We start from the raw sequence: 20,433 nt of genomic DNA, 5'->3' as shown, positions 1-20,433 counted from the left end.
GGACGCCGGTTCGCGGATGCGCTAGTCTGACGGCGAATCTGCACCCGGAGTCGCCATGAGTTTTTCCGCCACCGACGCGGCCTTCGAAGGGTTCCGGGTCGTTCGCCGTCATCCTGTCGTCGCCCTGGCCTGGGGCCTGACCTATCTGCTGCTCTATGTCGTCATGTTCGGCTTCGGCGCGGACAAGTGGGCGGCCCTGATGGCGGCGGGTGAGGCGCTGGAACAGTCGGCCAATCCGTCGATGGCCGACATCCAGGCCCTGGGCCCCATCTACGCCAACGCCTTCCTCATGGCCGTGCCTCTGGGGCTGGTGATCGGCGCGGTCCTGAGCGCCGCCGTGGCGCGCTCGGTGCTGCGGCCGAACGAGTCGCGTTGGGGCTATCTGCGTCTCGGCATGGACGAGCTTCGCGTCCTGTTGGTCAGCCTGGCCGTCAGCGTCATCGTCGGCCTGACGTCGGGCGTGGCCATGATGGCCGTGGGGGCTGCGATGGGTGTCGGCGCCGCTTCGGGCCAGCCGCTGCTGATCCTGCTGGGCGTCCTGCTGCTCTTCGCCGTCTTCGCCCTGATCGTCTGGTTGGCCATCAAGTTCAGCCTGGCCGTTCCGATGACGGTGGATCGCCGCAAGATCGTGATCCTGGAGTCATTTTCCGCGACCAAGGGGCATTTCTGGTCCCTGCTGGGCATGGCCGTGATCGCGGTGATCATGTCCCTGATCGTCAGCATTCTGGGCATGATCATCAGCGCGGCGGCCGATCTGGCGACCGGCGGGGTGCAGAGCCTGTCGCGTTATGCGGACATGGGATTGGTTCAGGTTCTGGCCAACGCCTGGCCGGCCTTGCTCCTGTCCTCGATCGTCAACGCCTTCCTGTCGGCGCTTCAACTGGCTGTCCTCTACGCCCCCTTCGCGGCGGCTTGGCAAGACATCCGGGCTTCCAAAAGCCAATAAGTCCGCCCCGTCATCCTCGCCGCGAAGGTGGGGATGACGGGGTGATCGGATCAGGCTGACGCCTTCGCCTTCTTGCGGGCGGGTTTGGCGTCTGAACCGCCCAGAGCCGCGACGCGGGCCTTGCGGCGTTCCTCATGACGGTCCAGCACCTCCTTTAGGTATTTGCCGGTCCAGCTGGCGGTGTTGTCGGCGACCTGTTCGGGCGTTCCGACCGCGACGATCTCTCCGCCGCCGTCGCCGCCTTCGGGGCCGAAGTCCAGCAGGTAGTCGGCGACCTTGATGACATCGAGATTGTGCTCGATCACCACGATGGTGTTGCCCGCTTCGACCAGTTCCTGCAGCACCTCAAGCAGCTTCCTCGTGTCCTCGAAATGCAGGCCGGTGGTCGGCTCGTCGAGGATGTAGAGGGTGCGGCCCGTGGCGCGTTTCGACAGCTCCTTGGACAGTTTGACCCGCTGCGCCTCGCCGCCAGAAAGCGTTGTCGCGGGCTGGCCCACCTTGACGTAGCCCAGTCCCACCCGCTCCAGCGTCAGCATCTTGTCGCGGATCGGCGGCACGGCCTTGAAGAAGGTGGCGGCCTCTTCGACCGTCATGTCCAGCACGTCCGAGATGGACTTGCCCTTGAACACGATCTCCAGCGTCTCGCGATTGTAGCGTTTGCCCTTGCAGACGTCGCAGGTGACATAGACGTCGGGCAGGAAGTGCATCTCGATCTTGATGACGCCGTCGCCCTGACACGCTTCGCAGCGCCCGCCCTTGACATTGAAGCTGAACCGGCCGGGGCCATAGCCGCGCGCCTTGGATTCCGGCAGGCCCGCATACCAGTCGCGGATCGGACCAAAGGCGCCGGTGTAGGTGGCGGGGTTGGAGCGCGGGGTACGGCCGATGGGCGACTGGTCGATGTCGATGACCTTGTCGAAATGCTCAAGCCCCTCGATCCGGTCGAAGGGGGCGGGGGCCTCGGACGCATTGTTCAGGCGGCGCGCGGCGGCCTTGTACAGGGTCTCGATGGTGAAGGTGGACTTGCCCCCGCCCGAGACCCCGGTGATGCAGGTGAAGACGCCGACCGGAATCTCGCCGGTGACATTTTTCAGGTTGTTGCCGGTCGCGCCGCTGATCTTCAGCATCCGCTTGCGGTTGATGGGGCGGCGGCCGTCAGCGGGGATTTCGATCTCGCGCGCGCCGGTCAGATATTTGCCGGTCAGGGAGTTGGGGTTGGCCATGACCTGGGCAGGCGTGCCCTCGGCGCAGACCTGGCCGCCATGAACCCCCGCCGCCGGTCCCATGTCGATGACATAGTCTGCGGTCAGGATGGCCTCTTCGTCGTGTTCGACCACCAGAACCGAATTGCCCAGGTCGCGCAGGCCTTTCAGGCTTTCCAGCAGGCGGGTGTTGTCGCGCTGGTGCAGGCCGATGGAGGGTTCGTCCAGCACGTACAGAACGCCGGTCAGGCCCGAACCGATCTGCGACGCCAGACGGATGCGCTGGCTTTCGCCGCCCGACAGGGTGCCGGACGACCGCGACAGGTTCAGATAGTCCAGCCCGACATTGTTCAGGAACCGCAACCGGTCGCAGATTTCCTTAAGGATGCGGCGCGCGATCTCGGCCTGTTTGTCCGTCAGATTCTCCTCGATGGTCGAGAACCAGAGGTAGGCCTTGGAAATCGACAGCACGGAGATGTCGGCGATGTCCTCGCCGCCGACCTTGACCGCCAAAGCCTCGGGCTTCAGCCGTTTGCCGTGGCAGGCGTCGCACGGGGTCTCGGACTGATAGCGACCCAGCTCCTCGCGCACCCAGGCGCTGTCTGTCTCGCGCCAGCGGCGTTCCAGGTTCGGCAGGACGCCCTCGAACGGCTTGGACACCTCATATTTGCGGGCGTTGTCGTCATAGGTGAATTTGATCTTCTCGGACCCGGTTCCGTACAGGATCGCCTTGTGCGCCTGGGCTGGAAGATCGCGCCACGCGACATCCATCGAGAAGCCGTAGTGCAGGCTGAGCGACTGCAGCGTCTGGGTGTAGAGGGGCGAGGGGCCGCGCGCCCACGGCGAGACGGCGCCCTTGTGCAGGGTCTTGTCCCGGTCGGGGATCACCAGATCGGCGTCGAAGGCCAGCTTGACCCCCAGACCGTCACAGACCGGGCAGGCGCCGAACGGGTTGTTGAACGAGAACAGACGCGGCTCGATTTCGGAGATCGTGAAGCCGGACACCGGGCAGGCAAACCGTTCCGAGAACAGGATGGAGCGAGGCGCGGTTTCGCCTTCGTTCGTCGAGGCCCATTCCGCATTGGCGATGCCGTCGGCCAGACCCAGCGCGGTCTGAAGACTGTCGGCGTAGCGGCCTTCCTGATCCGGCTTGGTGACGATCCGGTCCACGACGATGTCGATGTCGTGTTTGAACTTCTTGTCCAGCGTCGGGGCTTCGTCGATGGGATAGAACTGGCCGTCGATCTTCAGGCGCTGGAAGCCCTGACGCTGCCACTCGGCGATCTCTTTCTTGTACTCGCCCTTCCTGCCGCGCACGACGGGGGCCAGCAGCAGGATGCGCTCGCCGTCGGGCAGGGCGGTCAGCTTGTCGACCATCTGGCTGATGGTCTGGCTCTCGATCGGCAGGCCGGTGGCGGGCGAATAGGGGATGCCCACCCGCGCCCACAACAGGCGCATATAGTCGTGAATCTCTGTCACCGTGCCGACGGTCGAGCGCGGGTTCTTGGAGGTGGTCTTCTGTTCGATCGAGATGGCGGGGGACAGACCCTCGATCAGGTCCACGTCCGGCTTGCCCATCAGCTCCAGGAACTGGCGCGCATAGGCCGACAGGCTCTCGACATAGCGGCGCTGGCCCTCGGCGTAGATGGTGTCGAACGCCAGCGAGGATTTGCCCGAGCCTGACAGGCCGGTCATCACCACCAGCTGCTCGCGCGGAATATCTAGGTCCACGCCTTTGAGATTGTGCTCGCGGGCGCCGCGAACGCGGATGAAGTTGTGCTTTTCGGTCATGGAGTCCGGGAACGCGGGGAGGGCCGGACGGCTCCGGCGCGACGACGCTATATGGGGATCAATTCGCCGGTTTCAGCAAGAACAATATGAGAACAGTCTTGCGCCTATTCCGGTGTCCAGGGTTCGGGCGTGCGGATGAACCGTTCGCCCTTGGCCGGAATCACGCCGTTGGCGGTGGCGATGCCCAGTTCCAAACTCTCGGCGATGCGGCGGGCGCGTTCGATGAAATGGGCGGCGGCGACAGGCGGACACAGGTCATTGGCCGTGGCGACGAAAATCTCCAGCCAGCGGTCGAAATGGCGCGCGTCGATGGGCAGGGGCAGGTGTTTGGGCATGGGTCGGCCCTGATAGACGCCGGTGGACAAGGCGACGGACGACCAGAACAGTTTCATCTGCGCCAGATGCGGACCCCAGTCGGTGATGCGATCGGCGAAGATGGGGCCGATCAGACCGTCGTCGCGGACGCGGGCGTAGAAACCCTCGACCAGGGCGTCGATCATGGCCTCGTCGATACCGGTCTCGTCGCGCAGTCGCTGGACCGCAGCCGCGCGACGGGCCTCGGCGCCGGTGGGATCGTCGATGCGGAACGGACTGGGCATGAGGGTCAGATAGGGGCTGGGATCGGGCTTGGCCATTGGACGTTACGCCCCGGCTCACGCGGCCGTGTTCATCGCCGGGCTTGCGCATCGCCCGATCTGGACCCATCCTCCGTGTTCTGAAGCGTTTTTGCAGAAGGCCTGAAGACCATGATCATCGCATTGGCAACCGGTTCCGCCCTGTCCGCCATGCTGCTCGTGATCCTTCATGCCAATTCGCCAAAGCCCAAGCGCGTCCCCATCCGCGTTCGCGACGTTCGACAAGGTCGCCGCACGGACGTCTGAGGGCGCTCTTCTCTTCGACAATCTGAGCCTGACGTTCGGGCCTGAGCGCACTGGCGTGGTCGGGCGCAACGGCGCGGGCAAAAGCACGCTGCTGCGGCTGATCGCGGGCGAGGCTGCGCCGACGGGCGGCGTGGTCGTGCGATCCGGCACGGTCGGGGTGCTGCACCAGAGGTACGACCCCGCGCCGGATGAAACCGTGGCCCGGACGCTGGGCGTGGACCAGCCGATGGCGGTGGTGACGCGCATTCTGGCCGGCGAGGCGAGCGAGCGCGATCTGGAAGAGGCCGACTGGACGCTGCAGACGCGGCTGGACGAAGCCTTGGCCGCTGTCGGCCTGGGCGGCCTGGCGCTGAATCGGCCTACAGCCAGCCTCAGCGGCGGAGAGCAGACGCGGCTGCGGTTGGCGGCCCTGATGATGGCGCGACCGGATCTGTTGTTGCTGGATGAACCGACCAACCATCTCGATGTCGACGCCAGGGCGCGGGTGGCCGAGATCGTCGGGCGCTGGAAGGGCGGTGTGGTCGCCGTCAGCCACGACCGCAGCCTGCTTCGCCAGATGGACCGCATAGTCGAGGTCGCGAGCCTGGGCGTCAGCGTCCACGGCGGCGGCTATGACGCCTATGTCGCACACCGAGCCGTGGAGCGGGAGGCGGCCGCGCGCGACCTGGTTGAGGCCGAACGCAACCTGACCCGGATCGGCGCCGAAACCCAAAGGCGCAACCAAGCCAAGGCCAGACGCGACTCGGCCGGTCGGCGTCAGGCGGCCAAGGGCGACCAGCCGAGAATCGTTTTGGGACGCCGCGCCGAACGCGCCGAAAACAGCGGCGCCCGCGACCACCTGTTGGCCCAGCGGATGACGGACCAGGCGCAATCCGCCCTGGCCGAGGCGCAGTCGCGGGTGGAGCGGACCCGCAACCTGGCCATCCCCATGCCGCCCACGGGCCTGGCGGCGGGGCGCACGGTGCTGGCGCTGGATCGGGCGGTGTGGCGTGCGCCGGACGGTCGGGTCGTGGTCGGGCCGATTGACCTGAAGATGATCGGGCCGGAACGCGTGGCGGTCACCGGGGCCAATGGCGCGGGCAAGACAAGCCTGTTGCTGATGGCCGCCGGGATCCTGGAGCCGAGCGAAGGACGGGTGGAGCGGTCGGCCCGGGCGGTGTTGCTGGATCAGGAAGCGGCCCTGCTGCAGGCCGACGAGACGGTGATCGGGGCGTGGCGGCGGCTGAACCCCGGCGCGTCGGACAATCACGCCCATGCCGCACTGGCGCGCTTTCTGTTTCGCAATACGGCCGCCCATCGCCGCGTGGGCGTTCTGTCGGGCGGTGAGCGGCTGAGGGCGGCGCTGGCCTGCGTTCTGACGGGTGATGCGCCGCCGCAACTGCTGATCCTGGACGAACCCACCAATCACCTGGATCTCGACTCAATCGCTGCGGTCGAGGAGGCGTTGAACGCCTATGACGGCGCGATATTGGTCGTCAGCCATGACACAGACTTTCTGGCCGCGCTGAACATCGACCGGAAGATCAGCCTGTAGGCCGGAAGCCTCAGCCCCAGGCTTCGACCGTGCCGCGGCGGCGGACCATGGTCGGGGCGGCCAGCTGGGTGCGCGGCTCGGCCTCGGCGCGGCCGAACAGCCAACCCTGACCATAATCCACGCCAGCCGATTTCAGCTCGGCCGCGACCGCCTCGGTCTCGATCATCTCGCCGATGGTTTCCAGCTTCATCGAGTGGCACATCTCGACGATGGTGTGGAGCAAGGTCTTGGAACGCTCTTCCGTCAAAATGTCCTTCACGATGGCGCCGTCGATCTTGACCGCATCCACCGCCAGTTTGCGCAGATAGTCGAAGGCGGCGGCGCCGGCGCCGAAGTCGTCGATACAGACCTTGATACCCGCCTCGCGCAGGTTGGCGAGACGACGATTGGCGGCCTCGATATCGGCCACCGCCGAGGTTTCGGTGACTTCGACGATCAGCCGACGCCGCTCGTCCGGCGCGCCAGCGGTCATGCGCAACAGCTGTTCGACGTAGGTGTCGTCGCCCAGCGACGCGCCGGAGACGTTGATCGCCATCTTCAGCAGGCCCGCGCCCGGCTGGCGCATCCGCTTCAGCACCTTCTCGGCTACGGCCAGGTCGAAGGACTCGATCAGATCCAGCTCTTCGGCCATGCGGATCGCTTCGGCCGGGCCGCTGTTGGCGTTAAAGCGCGCCAGGGCCTCGAAATGGTGCACCGCCCGGGAATCGAGATGGACAATGGGCTGGTAGTGGACCTGGAACTCGCGCGACTGCACCACGCTACGGAAGGTTTCCGCCTCGCGGAAGGTGCGCTTGAGCGAGTCGGCGAAGGCGATCTGCGGATTGGCCAGGCCGTCGCCCTTCAGACAGCCCTCGATGGCGAAACGCATGGCGCGCAGCACGCACAGCGAATCGGAACCCGGCGGCACCGGTGAGTTGAACGCCTCGGCGCCCAGCGACAGTCCCTCGGCGCGGCCCGCCTCGACGATCTCGGCGGCGATGTCGCGGCGGTCGTTGGTCGGGCGCAACAGGGCGAAACGGACGTTGGTCAACTGGGCCGCGCCCGAGCCCTGGACGGCGGCCGATTGCAGCGTGGCCTCGATGCGGCGGTTCAGACGGCCCGCGATGTCCTCGCCCACCGCCTCCAGCCCCTTGATGTCCAGGAAGGACAGGGCGAGGTCCGGATTGGCGTTCAGGACGCGACCTGCGTCGTTCAAGAACTCGTCCGGCTGCATCAGGGGCCGGGTTTCGAGATCGGCCGTGGCGAAGGCCGGTCCTTCATAGGCGATGGCGCACGATACCGCCGGGGCCATCTGGGGCAGGACGAAAGCCCGGAAGGACGCCCGGCGCACCCGATCGGGGCCGGCCGCGACCAATATGGGGGTCGGCGCGATCCGCACGCCCGGCTTCATGTCCTGAACCGACGCCAGGATCGCCGACCCATCGTGCAGAAGGTCCAGAAGCGGTCGTCCCGTCCAGGTCGCGCCGGCGTCCTCGCCCGTCACGGCCCCCGCGCCGATGGCGAAGGCGACGACGCCCTGCGGGTCCACCTCGACCAGGGTGTCGGCGGATGCGAAGGCCAAGCCAAGAAGACGGGTGGTCAGCGTCATGAGGCCATGCTGACACGCATGCGCTTAAAAAATCGGCAATGCCGATCAGGCCGTCCGATTGAAAGCCACGGCGCGCCCGTCGCCTAGAGCCGCACGGCCGTCCGCGGCGTAGGCGCTGGCCGGGGTGCGGGCGGCGGTGACCTCTGCGGCGATGGTGCGGACCAGGCCCTCCGAAATCTGGCGGGCCGCATCGACCGCGCGGGCGTGGGCGTTCAGCACGGTGTCGAAGATCCGCGTGGCCTCCGCAAGCGTCTGGCGATCGTCCAGCGGGGCGTCGCGCAGCAGGGCGGGGTTGGCCTTCACATGGGCGGTGTCGCGTCGATACAGATTGGCCATCTCCTGGGTCTCGACCAGGCCGGCCGCGACGTCCTGAGGACGGCGCTCCGTGAAGGCCTGGGTTTCGGCCGCCAGCCGATCCGTCAGCCGACGGGTCAGGACGATCAGCTGGCGCACGCGCGCCTGAGCCAGTTCCTTGTCGCTCATCGCCGTCCCTCCTGCATCTTCAGCATCTCGGACATGATCGGCCCGCTCAGGCCGATGCCGCCCGCCTTGACCGTCGTCTTGGCCATTTCGTCCAGCATGAAGCTGCGCCACGTTTCCTCGGCCTGGCCGCCGCCGAACAGGCCGTCCGTCGACAGGCCATCGAACATCGGCTTCAGCATCTGCGAGATGAAGGTGGCCTCGAAGGCCTGGGCGGTGTCCTTGATCTTTTCGCGGTTGGCGGCGACCGGCGCCGCCGCGGTCGGGCGCAACAGGTCGGCCGAAACGGTCAGGTCGGTCATGCTTACATCACCTCGATGTCGGCCTGCAGGGCGCCGGCGGCCTTGATCGCCTGCAGGATGCTGATCATGTCGCGCGGGCTGACGCCGAGCGCGTTCAGGCCGTTGACCAGGGTGGACAGATTGGCCCCGCCGCCCACCAGGCGCATCTGGGTGCCCAGGTCTTCCGTGACATTGACCTGGCTGGACGGAACGACGGCGGTCTGGCCCTGGCTGAAAGGAGCGGGCTGGCTGACGATGGGCTGTTCGTCCACCGATATGGTCAGATTCCCCTGGGCGATGGCGACGCGGGAGATGCGCACGGCGTCGCCCATGACGATGACGCCGTTGACCTCGTCGATGATGACCTTGGCGGGGGTGTCGACGCTGACCGGCAGGTTTTCGATCCGGCTGATGAAGCCCGCCATGCCCAGTTGGGCCGGGGCGCGCAGGGCGACCACCGTGCCGTTCTCGGCCAGGGCCGCGCCGGGATAGGCGGCGTTGACGACGGCGGCGACGCGCTGAGCGGTGGTGAAGTCCGGGTTGCGCAGGTTCAGCCGCACCTCGTTCATGTTCGCCATCTGGAAGCCTGTCTCGCGTTCGACCAGGGCGCCCGAGGCGATGCGGCCGGCCGTCGGCACGCCGCGCGTCACCGACGAACCCGATCCGCCCGAGGCCGACACGGCGCCGGTCTGAACCGACCCTTGAGCCACCGCATAGACCTGACCGTCGGCGCCCTGCAGGCTGGTCACGACCAGGGAGCCCCCCAGCAGGCTCTTGGCGTCGCACATGGAGGCGACCGACACATCGATGCGCGAACCCGGCGTGGCGAAGGCGGGCAGGTCGGCCGTGACCATCACGGCGGCCATGTTCTTGGTGTTGGCGTTGGAGCCGCGAATATTGACGCCCAGCCGCTCGGTCATGCCTTCCAGCGACTGGCGCGTGAAGGGGCAGTTGCGCAGGCTGTCGCCCGTGCCGTTCAGGCCCATGACCATGCCGTAGCCGACCAACTGGTTGCCGCGCACGCCCTCGACTGCGGCGATGTCCTTGATGCGCGACTGCATCTGGGCCAGTGCCGGGCCGGCCGAGACCGTCAGGGCGACGACGGCGCAGGCGGCAAGGCGGGCAAGCAGATTTTGCATCGGTCGAACGTCCACGCGGCTTTACGCGCCCATCCATGCCAGGATCGTGCCGCGCGATTAACCATGGAAATTCAACGTCGGTCGATCCGGGCACGATGTCGATGCGGCAGGATTTGCCGGGGCGTTAACCAAACAGTCATCGCGGGGCGTCATCCATGATCCCATGATGCGGAGCACCTGGGCATGAAGGTTGTCGGGCCAAACGGCGTCAGCACGCCGACCAGCGCGCGCGCGACGCGATCGACCAGCGTCTTTTCGCTGGGTCAGACGGCTGCGGCCGCTGCGCCCCCGGCCGCAACGGCCAGCGCCGCCGCCGGGGGCGTGTCGGACGTCTCGGCTCTGATGGCGCTGCAGGGGGTGGAGGGGCCGCTTGAGCGTCGGCGTCGCGCCATCCGCCGGGGCGGCGGGCTGCTGGATCGTCTGGACGAACTGAAACTGGCGCTTTTGAGCGGCGATGCGGACCAGGCTTCGCTGGATCGACTGGCGCGCAGCCTGCGCGAAGAGCGGGCGGACGACGGCGATCCCGGTCTAAACGCGGTGCTGGACCAGATCGACCTGCGCGCCTCGGTCGAACTGGCCAAGGCGGAAATGCGCGGCCCGCGCGGTTGAGCCCAAAAAATCCACAGAAGTCAGACGGCTAAGCTTGGCGAGTGAGGGACATTTGTCACTCTGCTGTCGTCGGTCGCCCTATTTGGATCACGGAATCGAGAACCGCGTTGCCGCGACTCGTCAGGCTGACTATACGGCCATCTGCGCCACAGGGGGGCGTGTTAGAGAGCGTGAGATCGATGAACGCTTTGGCGTCCGTTGTGACCGACGAATCCGGCCGATACCGCCCGTCCGACGACGAGCCGTTCATGAACGAACGGCAGCAGGCCTATTTCAAGAAGAAGCTGCTGGACTGGAAGGACGACATCCTTCGCGAGTCCAAGGGCACGGTGGTCAATCTGAAGGCCGAGACCGAGAACCACCCCGATCTGGTGGATCGCGCCTCGTCCGAATCCGACCGCGCGCTGGAGTTGCGCACCCGTGACCGCCAGCGAAAGCTGATCTCCAAGATCGACGACGCCTTGCGCCGGATCGAGGACGGCTCCTACGGCTATTGCGAGGATACGGGCGAACCCATCGGCCTGGGCCGTCTGGAGGCCCGTCCGACCGCGACCCTGTCGGTCGAGGCCCAGGAACGGCACGAGCGTCGCGAGCGCGTCCACCGCGACGACTGAGGTTTAACGGGCCGACGCCTTGACTTCGCCGGGTTGGGGGGCGACCTAGCCGCCTCGCTTTCGAGGTCGTTGATCCCCTATGTCCGTCAAGGTTCGTTTCGCCCCGTCGCCCACGGGTAAGCTGCACGTCGGCAATGTCCGCACCGCCCTGGTGAACTGGCTGTTCGCCAAGGGGCAGGGCGGGTCGTTCGTGCTGCGCATCGACGACACGGACCTGGGCCGTTCGACGCCGGAGTTCGAACAGGGGATCGAGGACGATCTGACCTGGTTGGGGATGCTCTGGGACGAGCGCTATAACCAGTCCAAACGTTTCGACCGTTACGAAGAGGCGGCGGAGCGGCTGAAGGCTTCGGGCCGGCTGTATCCCGCCTATGAGACGGCCGACGAACTGGATCGTCGCCGCAAGGTGCAACTGTCGCGCGGCCTTCCGCCGATCTACGACCGCGCCGCGCTGGAACTGACCGACGAACAGAAGGCCGCCTACGAGGCCGAGGGCCGCCGTCCGCACTGGCGCTTCAAGCTGGAAGGCAAGCGGGTCGCCTGGGAAGACCTGGCGCGCGGCCATGCCGAGGTGGACACCGCCTCGATGTCGGATCCGGTGCTGATCCGCGAGGACGGTCTGTTCCTCTACACCCTGCCGTCGGTGGTGGACGACATCGACATGGCCATCACCCACATCATCCGGGGCGAGGACCACGTCACCAACACCGGCGCCCAGATCGAAATCTTCGAGGCGCTGGGCGCGGCTGTGCCCGGCTTCGCCCATATGCCGCTGCTGGTCGGGGCGGACGGCGCCGCCCTGTCGAAACGCCTGGGTTCGCTGTCGATCAGCGACATGCGCGATCAGGGTTATGAGCCCATCGCCATCACCAGCCATCTGGGCCGGATCGGCACGTCCGATCCGCTGGAGATCGGTCAGTCCATCGCGGCGCTGGGCGCCGGCTTCGCCTTCTCCAAGATGGGCCGATCGCCGGCGCGCTATGACACGGCGGATCTGGACCGGCTGAACGCCCAGGCGCTGCACGTCATGGACTACGACACGGCCAGGCCCCGGCTTCAGGCGCTGGACGCGGACCTGGGCGAGACCTTCTGGTCGGTGGTGCGCGGCAACCTGAACAGGTTCGGCGATGTCGTTGAAATGGCCAAGATCGTTCAAGGGCCGATCCAGCCGGTCATCGAAGATGCAGGCTTCATCGACACGGCCGCCGGCCTTCTGCCCGACGTGATCGACGAGACGGCATGGTCGACCTGGACCAATGCGGTGAAGGCCGAGACGGGCGCCAAGGGCAAGGCGCTGTTCATGCCGCTGCGTCTGGCGCTGACGGGCCAGGCGCACGGGCCGGACATGGCGGCCTTGGCGCCGCTGATCGGGCGTGAGACCATTCAGCGACGTCTGAGAGGCGAGGCGGCCTGAGCCGCCCCGCGCCGCTCGACATCAGGCGTTGCAGACGGCCAGTTCGTCGGCGCTGAGGGCGACGCCCTTGTAGGAGAAGGCGGTCACTGCGCCGAACCTTTGGACAACGCGGCGGCAGGCGCGCGTTGCGGGCTGCTCCGTGCCGCCCGAGGCGGTGCAGGCGGCGCCCTGGCAGGACCAGCGCGCACCGTCGATGATGGTGGCGCGCGCCGGCGCCTTGGCCGCGTCGGCCAGGGTCAGGCTGGTGGCGGCCGGGGTCTGGGCCATGGCGGGTGCGGCGGCGAAAAGAACGGCTGCGGCGAACAGGGCGCGCATGAAAACTCTCCGATAAGAAGAACGGCGTCGTGCCGCATAGTCCCAATGTCAGTTTCGGATAAAAACTGTCAATACGGAGAGATGCGAATGTAAGCGGCGATCACTTACCGACGATCATGTTTCTGCGGCTGGGCGGCGTCGGGCGACTGAATAAGGGCCAAGGCCTCTTCCACCGTATCGGCGACGGTCCAGGCGTCCAGGAAGGACGGCGGGGTCATGCCCTCGTCCACGCTGTGGCGCATCAGGGCGAAGAAGCCGTCCCAGAAACCGTTCAGGTTCAGGAAGACGACCGGCTTGTGATGCAGATCCAGCCGCTTCCACGACAGCAGTTCGACCACCTCTTCCAGCGTGCCTATGCCGCCGGGGGCGACCACGAAGGCGTCGGACTGATCGTACATCAACTGTTTACGCTCGTGCATCGAGGTGACGACGACCGTCTCGACCTCGTCGAACAGACGTTCGCGGCTGCGCAGGAAGGCCGGCATGATGCCGACGACCCGGCCCCCGGCCTCGTGCGCGCCGCGCGCCGAGGCGCCCATCAGCCCGACGCCGCCGCCGCCATAGACCAGCCGCCAGCCCGCCTCAGCCGTTGCGCGCCCGAAGGCGTAGGCCGCCTCGGTATAGGCGGGATCGGCGGTCTCGGAGGCGCCGCAGAACAGGCAGACGGATGAGCCGTCGAAGGGCAGGAACGAAACGGGGGGCAGGGACATGGGGCCTCAAACAAAACGAATGCCGGCCTGGCCCATGGCCAAACCGGCGGCGCTCGCGCTAACACCAGCACGAGCCGCTGGGTCGCCAGTCCTATATCGTCGAGGCCAAGGATGAAACGTCGGATCAGCGTAACGATCGTCGCGGCCCTTCTGGCGTCGGGGCTGACGCTTTCAGGTTGTTCGCGGGGCGAGGGCGGCGCGGTCGGACCGTCCGGGACGGAAAAGGCCTCGCCCTGGGTCCGACCGCCGATGATCGACGGCGTGACGCGCGACGGCGGCGTGCTGATCGTGCGCGGGGCGGCCGATCCCAACGCGCGCGTTGTTCTGCGGGCGCCGGACGTGGCGGCGGTGGCGGTCAACGCCGATGCGGCCGGCCGTTTCGAACTGAGGTTGCCGCCGCTGCACGGCGACGTGCGGCTGACGCCCGAGGTTCAAGTCGGCGAGGACGCCGCCATCTCGCCTGAGACCCTGGTGGTGATCCAGGGCGGGGCGGGGCCGGTCGCCTTGATCGCCGCAGGTCAGCCGACCGTCAGGCTGGACGGATCCAGCGTGCTGAACGCGGTCGATTCGGACGGTTCGACGCTCGTCGCCTCGGGACCGGCCGGGCAGAATCCGCCTGTGGTCACGATCGGCGGCGCGGAAGTCGATGTCGCACCGGCTGCACGGGACCGATGGCGGGCCATGATCGGTCGCGCAGGCGCCGCGCCGATCACTGTGGCTGGGCAGAGTTTCGACTATCCGGGCGACGGCGGCGGCAGCGGTTTCTCGATTGCTCGCGCGGGCCAGGGGTGGCGTATCGTCTGGCCTGTGGCGCCGGTCGGTCATCAGAGCGCCTGGCTGCCGGACCAGGCTGGCCATTAGGATTTCGCAAACCAATTCGCTTAACGACTGGCCTTAGCCCTCAGGGGCGCCATCACCGAACCTGGATCAGCCCGGCGCTCCCTTGCCGGGCTTCTTTTTGTCCGCCTCGTCTGCGGTTTCGGCCTTCTCCGTGCGGTCTCGGAACAGGGCGGCGCGGGCCAGCAGGATCAGCGTCACCGGCGTCGTCACCGTCAGGAACAGACCGATCAGGATTTCGCGCGGCATGAACCGCCGCTCGACCGTGGTGAACCAGACGATAGAGGCCAGCAGGATCAACGCCATGCCCAGTGTCGCCCCCAGGGTGGGGGCGTGGACCCGCTCGTAAAAGGTCTTCAACCGCGTCAGGCCGACCGCGCCCAACAGCGACAGGGCCGAACCGGCGACCGCCAGACCCACGACGACGAAGGCGACCCACGCAGGCATGTCAGGTTCGGTCATTCGATCACCTCGCCGCGCATCAGGAACTTGGCCAGGGCCACGGTGGCGGTGAAGCCCAGCATGCCGATGATCAGGGCCGCCTCGAAATAGAGCTGGCTGTCGGTACGGATACCGAACAAGACGACCAGAAGCATGCCGTTCAGATAGAGAGTGTCCATGCCCAATACGCGATCCTGGGCGCGCGGCCCACGGATGATCCGCCACGCCGCCAGTCCCATGGCGCAAATCAGCATCAGCTGGGCCAGACCCAGCCCCCAGACCAGCACCGCCGCCGTCATTCGAAGATCTCCATCAGCCGACGCTCGTAGCGGTGTTTGATCAGCCGCACCCAGCTGTCTTCGTCCACCAGGTCCAGAACATGCAGCAGCAGACGACCTGTGGCGGATTCATATTCGACCCACAGGGTGCCGGGCGTCGAGGTGATGATGATGGCCAGGACCGCCAGACCGTACCGATCGCGCAGGTCCAGCGGGATATGGATGAATCCGGATGTCCGCTCATGTCGACGGCGACCCAGGATGATCTGCGACACCGCCCAGTTGGAGCGCACGATGTCGCCGGCGACGTCGATGGCGAGCCGCGCCATCGTCCCGGGCGATTTCAGCCGCACGCGATCCACGCCAAGGGCCAGCATGATGATCGGCGCCAGCACGGCCAACAGCAAGGCCAGCACCAGAGACGGCGGCTTGATCGAGGCGCTGAGCAGGATCGAAGCGACGAACAGGCCCAGCGACAGGATAGGATAGGGCAGGATGCGTCTCATAGGCCGTCGCCTTTCAGGACGGCGTCGACATAGCCCTGCGGTTCGGCCAGCCAGGCGGCCGTATGATCAGTGTAGATCAGGGCGGAACCGGCGAAGATGGCCAGGAACACGCAGGCCCCGAGCAGGGCGGCGACGGCCGTCAGTTCGGCTGCGCCCACGACGAACGCCGGGGCGTCCTCGTCGCGGGTCCAGATGGCGCCCACGCCTAACCGCGTCAGGCCGATCAGGGCGCCCAGGCTGGACACGGACAGCACCGCCACCAGCGTCCATTGCGCCGGCCCTCCGGCGCTGACCAGGGCGTCTATCATCGACAGCTTGCCGACGAATCCTGCCAGGGGCGGCATTCCCGCCACCATCAGCGTGCAGATCAGGAAGGCCCCGCCGAGGGCCGCGACGGCCGCCGGAATGACCAGACCAGGCTCGTTGCGCTCCTCGTCATCGAACGGATCGCGGTATTCGTCGTCGAAGACGGCCCGCGCCTCGCCCACATCGGCCTCGCGCCCACGCTGAAGGATTTCGGCCAGCAGGAACAGGGCCGCGCAGGCCAGCGTGGACCCGATCAGATAGAAGAGCGCGCCGCTGAGGGCCGCCGTATCCCCGACGCCCAGGATGGCCAGGACGGTCCCCGACGAGACCATCACCCCGAATCCGGCGGCCCGCGACAGGTCACGCGAGGCGATCAGGCCGAAGGTTCCGAAGGCTATGGTCGCCAGCCCGCCGAACATCAGCCAGGTCAGGCCGAACCCGGCCGAGGCGCCGGCCCCCGCGCCGAACAGCAGCAGGCTGAGGCGAATGACGACATAGACCCCCACCTTGGAAAGAATGGCGAAGACCGCCGCCGCCGGCGCGCTGGCGGCCGAATAGGTCGAGGTCAGCCAGAAACCCACGGGCCACATGGCGCACTTGATCAGGAAGGCCGTACCCAGAATCGCCGCCCCGATGTGGAACAGCCCCAGGTCGCTCGCCGCGATGGCCGGAACGCGCATCGCCAGATCGGCCATGTTCAGCGTGCCCGTGACGCCATAGATCAGGCTGACCCCGATCAGGAACAGCAGGGAGGCGGTCAGGTTGACGGCGATATAGATGACGCCGGCCCGCACCCTGGCCTCGCCCGATCCATGCAGGGCCAGTCCATACGAGGCGGCCAGCATCACCTCGAAGAAGACGAACAGATTGAACAGGTCGCCGGTCAACAGGGCGCCGTTCACCCCCATGATCAGCAGCAGGAACAGGGCGTGAAAGCGCGGCCCGGCCCGATCCCATCGCGCCAGGGCGAAGATCAGGGCGCACCCGCCCAGAACGCTGGTCAGGGCCACCATCATCGTCGACAGCCGGTCTGCGACCAGCACGATGCCATAGGGCGCGGCCCACGACCCGAGGCGATAGACGCGCGCGGTGTCGCCCCCGCCCACGGCGCCATTGGCGCTTTCGTGCAGCAGGATCAGGGCCATGATCAGGATGGCCGCCATGGCCGCCAGGCTGAGCGAGGCTTTCAGGATGCGGCGACGCTCGTTCACCAGCAGCATGGCCGAGGCGATGATCATGGGCAGCACGATGGGGCCGATGATCAGATGGGACTGCCAATCGGTCATGCGTCCGGCTCCTTGCCGTCGACATGGTCGCTGCCGGTGATGCCGCGCGCCGCCAGGATGACCACCAGGAACAGGGCGGTCAGGGCGAAGCTGATGACGATGGCCGTCAGGACCAGGGCCTGGGGCGTCGGATCGGTGTAGCGCGCGGGGTCGGCGCTCCCGTCCGCCAGCACCGGCGGTGCGCCCGACCTCAGCCGGCCCATGGCGAAGATGAAGATATTGACCGCATAGGACAGCAGCGACAGCCCCATGATGACCTGGAAGGTGCGCGGCCGCAGCAGCAGCCAGACACCCGAGGCGCCCAGCACGCCGATGGCTAGGGCGAGAACCAGTTCCATCATGACGGTTCTCCTTCCTCGGCGTCTCTTTGTTTGGGTTTGCGCAGCGATTGGTGGGCCAGGGCCACCAGAGTCAGGACGGTGGCGCCGACCACCAGCACCACCACGCCCAGGTCGAACAGCACCGCGCTGGCCAGCGGCACGCGACCCAGGATCGGCAGATCGGCGTACTGGAACCAGGAGGTCAGGAACGGATAGCCGAACAGCCACGACCCGACGCCGCTGAGCGCCGCGATCACCAGGCCGGCGCCGATCCAGAAGATGGGCCGGATCGCCAGCCGTTCCTCCACCCAGCGCGCGCCGGAAGCCATATATTGCAGCACAAAGGCGATCGACAGCGCCACCCCCGCCGCAAACCCCCCGCCCGGCAGGTCATGCCCCCGCAGGAACAGATGCACGGCCAGCAGGATGATGAAGGGGAAGATCCAGCGCATCACCACGCGCGGGATCAGCATGGTCTCTTTCAGCGTGTCGCCCTCCGACCGTGTCTCGTGATTGCGGTCCGAGGCGTTCTGAACCCGTTGCTGGCTGGGTCCGGAAAGGGTGTCGTCGGCGGGCCGGAAGCGGCGCAGCAGGGCGAAGACGGTCAGGCCGACGATGCCCAGGACCGTGATCTCGCCGAAGGTGTCGAAGGCGCGGAAGTCGACCAGGATGACGTTGACGATGTTGCGCCCGCCCGCGTCCTTATAGGCGTGTTCGACGAAGAAGCGCGAAATCCCCTCGACCGAAGGCCGGGTCATGACGGCGTAGGATATGGCGGCCAGGGCCGTGCCGACGACGGCGGCGATGATCAGATCTATGCGGCGGCGCCGACGCGACCGCTTTTCCATGGCCTCGGGCAGGCGGATGGTCTCCAGCCGCTTCGGCAGCCAACGCAGGCCCAGCAGCAGCAGGACGGTGGTCACCACCTCGACCAGCAACTGGGTCACGGCCAGGTCCGGCGCCGACAGCCAGACGAAGGACAGGCAACTGGCCAGACCCGCGCCGCCCATAAGAACGACAGCCGCGAGGCGGTGGTATTTCGCCTGCCAGGCCGCCGCGACGGCGCAGCTGGCCCCGACCAGCCAAAGGCCGGCAAACGCCCAGTTCGCCAAGGTGGGCGTCGGCATGATCGGCGTGATGATCAGGCCCGCGCCTGTCGCGGACAGACCGCCCGCCAGCAGGGCGACCAATACGATGGCGCGCAGCTGCGGTTGCTGGCGCGTGGCCCCGAACAGGCGAACCATGGCCTCGGAGGCCTTGAACAGGCCGGTCATGGCGCGTTCGAACAGCCAGCCGCCGTTCAGCCGCTTCCAGCCCCACGGTCCGCCGCGCGGATTGGCGTTGATGCGTCGTCCGAACGCGACATACAGGGCCACGCCGCCGCCCAGGGCGACGAAACTGAGCACCAGCGGCAGGTTGAACCCGTGCCACAGGGCCAGGCTGTAATAGGGCAGGTCGAAGCCCAGCACCGAGACAGCCGCGCTTTTCAGGAACGGCCCCACGGTCACCGCCGGGAAGATGCCGACGACCAGACACAAGGCCACCAGCACTTCGACCGGCCGACGCATCCAGGCGGGCGGCTCGTGCGGCGTGCGGTCCAGTTGGGTCGGCGGCGGGCCGAAGAATGTCGTGTGGATGAAGCGCAGCGAGTAAAGGACGCTGAAAGCGCTGGCCAGGGTCGCCAGGGCGGGCAGGATCAGGTTCAGGCCGTGGGTGTTCACGCTGGCCACGGCCTCGGCCAGGAACATCTCCTTGGATAGGAAGCCGTTCAGCAGGGGCACGCCCGCCATGGCCGCCGCCGCCACCATGGCCAGGGTCGCGGTAAAGGGCATGAAGCGGAACAGGCCGCTCAGCTTGCGCATATCGCGGGTGCCGGCCTCATGGTCGATGATGCCGGCCGCCATGAACAGCGACGCCTTGAAGGTGGCGTGGTTCACCGTGTGGAAGATGGCGGCGATACAGCCCAAGGGACTGCCCAACCCCAGCAGCAGGACGATCAGCCCCAGGTGGCTTATGGTCGAATAGGCCAGAAGACCCTTCAGATCATGCTGGAATATGGCGCACCAGGCGCCGAGCAACAGGGTGGCCAGACCCATGCCGCCGACAATCAGATACCAGCTCTCTGTCCCCGCGAAGACCGGCCAGAACCGTATCAGCAGGAAGACGCCCGCCTTCACCATGGTCGCCGAATGCAGATAGGCGCTGACCGGCGTGGGCGCGGCCATGGCGCGCGGCAGCCAGAAGTGGAAGGGGAACTGGGCGCTCTTGGTCATCGCCCCCGCCAGCAACAGCAACAGCGCGGGCAGATAGAGGGGGCTTTGCTGGATCGCCTCGCGCGAGGCGAGCACGACATCCAGATCGTAGCTGCCGACGATCCGCCCGATCAGGATCATGCCGACCAGCAGCGCGATCCCGCCCGTCGCCGTGACGGTCAGGGCCATGCGCGACCCTTCGCGCGCGGCCGGATTCTGATGCCAATATCCGATCAGCAGGAAGGAGAAGAGGCTGGTCAGCTCCCAGAAGACCACCAGCTGGATCAGGTTGCCCGACAGCACCACCCCCTGCATCGCACCCATGAAGGCCAGCAGGAACGAGAAGAAACGCGGCACCGGATCCTTAGGCGACATGTAGTAGCGGGCGTACAGCACCACCAGGGCGCCGATGCCCAGGATCAGGGCGCTGAACAGCCAGGACAGTCCGTCCAGCCGCAGCACCAGATTGACACCCAGCGAAGGCAGCCAGGGAATCTCGAACTTCAGCGTCTCGCCGTCCTGAAACATCGGCCACAGCGCCGCCAGACACCCCAGGCTGATCAGGGCCACGATCCACGACAGGATGGCGGCGGCCGTTCGGGCGTGACGCGGCAGGCCGGCCGCCGCGATCGCGCCCATGAAGGGCAGGATCAGAATGATGACGAGAAGAAAGCTGATGGACATCGAGGCGGCGCGTCTCTCC

21 protein-coding genes are annotated in these 20,433 nt (G+C 67.0%); 7 read left to right on the top strand and 14 right to left on the bottom strand.

Features of this window, described 5'->3' with window-relative positions:
* Window positions 1–55 precede the first annotated feature (55 nt).
* Complete coding sequence (locus tag P0Y50_14470) at window positions 56–946, top strand: hypothetical protein (protein WEK39718.1); 891 nt, start codon at window positions 56–58, stop codon at window positions 944–946.
* 50 nt (window positions 947–996) lie between these two features.
* Here P0Y50_14470 and uvrA read toward each other — a convergent pair whose 3' ends face one another.
* Entirely contained in the window at window positions 997–3,939 is a 2,943-nt protein-coding gene (gene uvrA, locus P0Y50_14465; protein ID WEK39717.1) for an excinuclease ABC subunit UvrA, read from the bottom strand.
* Between the two features lie 104 nt (window positions 3,940–4,043).
* Window positions 4,044–4,574 carry a group III truncated hemoglobin gene (locus tag P0Y50_14460; protein ID WEK39716.1) on the bottom strand — a complete coding sequence of 177 codons (531 nt, stop codon included), beginning with the start codon at window positions 4,572–4,574 and terminating at the stop codon, window positions 4,044–4,046.
* Between the two features lie 111 nt (window positions 4,575–4,685).
* On the opposite strand from P0Y50_14460, the gene P0Y50_14455 reads away from it, so the two are divergent.
* Together P0Y50_14455 and P0Y50_14450 are read left to right on the top strand one after the other, a co-directional pair.
* On the top strand, window positions 4,686–4,820 hold the full coding sequence (locus P0Y50_14455; protein ID WEK41595.1) for a hypothetical protein: 135 nt from the start codon (window positions 4,686–4,688) through the stop codon (window positions 4,818–4,820).
* Between the two features lie 22 nt (window positions 4,821–4,842).
* Window positions 4,843–6,354 carry an ABC-F family ATP-binding cassette domain-containing protein gene (locus tag P0Y50_14450; GenBank protein ID WEK41587.1) on the top strand — a complete coding sequence of 504 codons (1,512 nt, stop codon included), beginning with the start codon at window positions 4,843–4,845 and terminating at the stop codon, window positions 6,352–6,354.
* Between the two features lie 10 nt (window positions 6,355–6,364).
* On the opposite strand, the gene P0Y50_14445 is transcribed toward P0Y50_14450, so the two are convergent.
* From P0Y50_14445 to P0Y50_14430, 4 genes are read right to left on the bottom strand one after another with little or no spacing between them, the layout of a single operon-like run.
* Window positions 6,365–7,942: an EAL domain-containing protein gene (locus P0Y50_14445; protein WEK39715.1), complete on the bottom strand. Its 1,578-nt coding sequence runs from the start codon at window positions 7,940–7,942 to the stop codon at window positions 6,365–6,367.
* Between the two features lie 45 nt (window positions 7,943–7,987).
* Entirely contained in the window at window positions 7,988–8,425 is a 438-nt protein-coding gene (locus P0Y50_14440) for a flagellar basal-body protein FlbY (GenBank protein WEK39714.1), read from the bottom strand.
* Window positions 8,422–8,724 carry a rod-binding protein gene (locus P0Y50_14435; GenBank protein ID WEK39713.1) on the bottom strand — a complete coding sequence of 101 codons (303 nt, stop codon included), beginning with the start codon at window positions 8,722–8,724 and terminating at the stop codon, window positions 8,422–8,424. The genes P0Y50_14440 and P0Y50_14435 overlap by 4 nt, the downstream gene beginning before the upstream one ends.
* Before the next feature lie 2 nt (window positions 8,725–8,726).
* The gene (locus P0Y50_14430) at window positions 8,727–9,842 is read right to left on the bottom strand and encodes a flagellar basal body P-ring protein FlgI (GenBank protein WEK39712.1); all 1,116 of its coding nucleotides are present in this window, start codon (window positions 9,840–9,842) and stop codon (window positions 8,727–8,729) included.
* Between the two features lie 183 nt (window positions 9,843–10,025).
* Between P0Y50_14430 and P0Y50_14425 the strand changes: the two genes are divergently transcribed.
* The 3 genes from P0Y50_14425 to gltX all read left to right on the top strand — a co-directional run bounded on the left by P0Y50_14425 (window position 10,026) and on the right by gltX (window position 12,479).
* Complete coding sequence (locus P0Y50_14425; GenBank protein WEK39711.1) at window positions 10,026–10,451, top strand: flagellar assembly protein FliX; 426 nt, start codon at window positions 10,026–10,028, stop codon at window positions 10,449–10,451.
* A 179-nt stretch (window positions 10,452–10,630) separates the two neighbouring features.
* Entirely contained in the window at window positions 10,631–11,065 is a 435-nt protein-coding gene (dksA, locus tag P0Y50_14420) for an RNA polymerase-binding protein DksA (GenBank protein ID WEK39710.1), read from the top strand.
* Between the two features lie 79 nt (window positions 11,066–11,144).
* Window positions 11,145–12,479, top strand: coding sequence for a glutamate--tRNA ligase (gltX, locus tag P0Y50_14415; protein ID WEK39709.1), 1,335 nt, complete (start codon window positions 11,145–11,147; stop codon window positions 12,477–12,479).
* A 21-nt stretch (window positions 12,480–12,500) separates the two neighbouring features.
* Here gltX and P0Y50_14410 read toward each other — a convergent pair whose 3' ends face one another.
* Both P0Y50_14410 and P0Y50_14405 read right to left on the bottom strand, forming a co-directional pair.
* Window positions 12,501–12,794, bottom strand: a complete 294-nt coding sequence (locus P0Y50_14410) for a hypothetical protein (GenBank protein WEK39708.1) — start codon at window positions 12,792–12,794, stop codon at window positions 12,501–12,503.
* A gap of 104 nt (window positions 12,795–12,898) precedes the next feature.
* Window positions 12,899–13,504, bottom strand: a complete 606-nt coding sequence (locus P0Y50_14405) for a TIGR00730 family Rossman fold protein (GenBank protein ID WEK39707.1) — start codon at window positions 13,502–13,504, stop codon at window positions 12,899–12,901.
* A 111-nt stretch (window positions 13,505–13,615) separates the two neighbouring features.
* On the opposite strand from P0Y50_14405, the gene P0Y50_14400 reads away from it, so the two are divergent.
* Window positions 13,616–14,365, top strand: coding sequence for a hypothetical protein (locus tag P0Y50_14400; protein ID WEK39706.1), 750 nt, complete (start codon window positions 13,616–13,618; stop codon window positions 14,363–14,365).
* A gap of 66 nt (window positions 14,366–14,431) precedes the next feature.
* Here P0Y50_14400 and mnhG read toward each other — a convergent pair whose 3' ends face one another.
* From mnhG to P0Y50_14370, 6 genes are read right to left on the bottom strand one after another with little or no spacing between them, the layout of a single operon-like run.
* Complete coding sequence (mnhG, locus tag P0Y50_14395; protein WEK39705.1) at window positions 14,432–14,803, bottom strand: monovalent cation/H(+) antiporter subunit G; 372 nt, start codon at window positions 14,801–14,803, stop codon at window positions 14,432–14,434.
* The gene (locus P0Y50_14390) at window positions 14,800–15,081 is read right to left on the bottom strand and encodes a K+/H+ antiporter subunit F (protein ID WEK39704.1); all 282 of its coding nucleotides are present in this window, start codon (window positions 15,079–15,081) and stop codon (window positions 14,800–14,802) included. Before P0Y50_14390 ends, mnhG begins: the two co-directional genes overlap by 4 nt.
* Window positions 15,078–15,566: a Na+/H+ antiporter subunit E gene (locus P0Y50_14385; protein WEK39703.1), complete on the bottom strand. Its 489-nt coding sequence runs from the start codon at window positions 15,564–15,566 to the stop codon at window positions 15,078–15,080. The genes P0Y50_14390 and P0Y50_14385 overlap by 4 nt, the downstream gene beginning before the upstream one ends.
* The gene (locus P0Y50_14380; GenBank protein ID WEK39702.1) at window positions 15,563–17,158 is read right to left on the bottom strand and encodes a monovalent cation/H+ antiporter subunit D; all 1,596 of its coding nucleotides are present in this window, start codon (window positions 17,156–17,158) and stop codon (window positions 15,563–15,565) included. The genes P0Y50_14385 and P0Y50_14380 overlap by 4 nt, the downstream gene beginning before the upstream one ends.
* Window positions 17,155–17,499 (bottom strand): Na+/H+ antiporter subunit C, encoded by a 345-nt coding sequence (locus P0Y50_14375; GenBank protein ID WEK39701.1) that lies wholly within the window; start codon window positions 17,497–17,499, stop codon window positions 17,155–17,157. Before P0Y50_14375 ends, P0Y50_14380 begins: the two co-directional genes overlap by 4 nt.
* A complete protein-coding gene (locus P0Y50_14370; GenBank protein ID WEK39700.1) occupies window positions 17,496–20,414 on the bottom strand; it encodes a monovalent cation/H+ antiporter subunit A in 2,919 nt (972 codons plus the stop codon). The genes P0Y50_14375 and P0Y50_14370 overlap by 4 nt, the downstream gene beginning before the upstream one ends.
* Window positions 20,415–20,433 lie beyond the last annotated feature (19 nt).

The sequence above is a fragment of the Candidatus Brevundimonas colombiensis genome, assembly GCA_029202665.1.
GTDB classification, from domain to species: Bacteria; Pseudomonadota; Alphaproteobacteria; order Caulobacterales; family Caulobacteraceae; genus Brevundimonas; species Brevundimonas colombiensis.
This window is presented reverse-complemented; position numbering and strand designations above follow the sequence as displayed.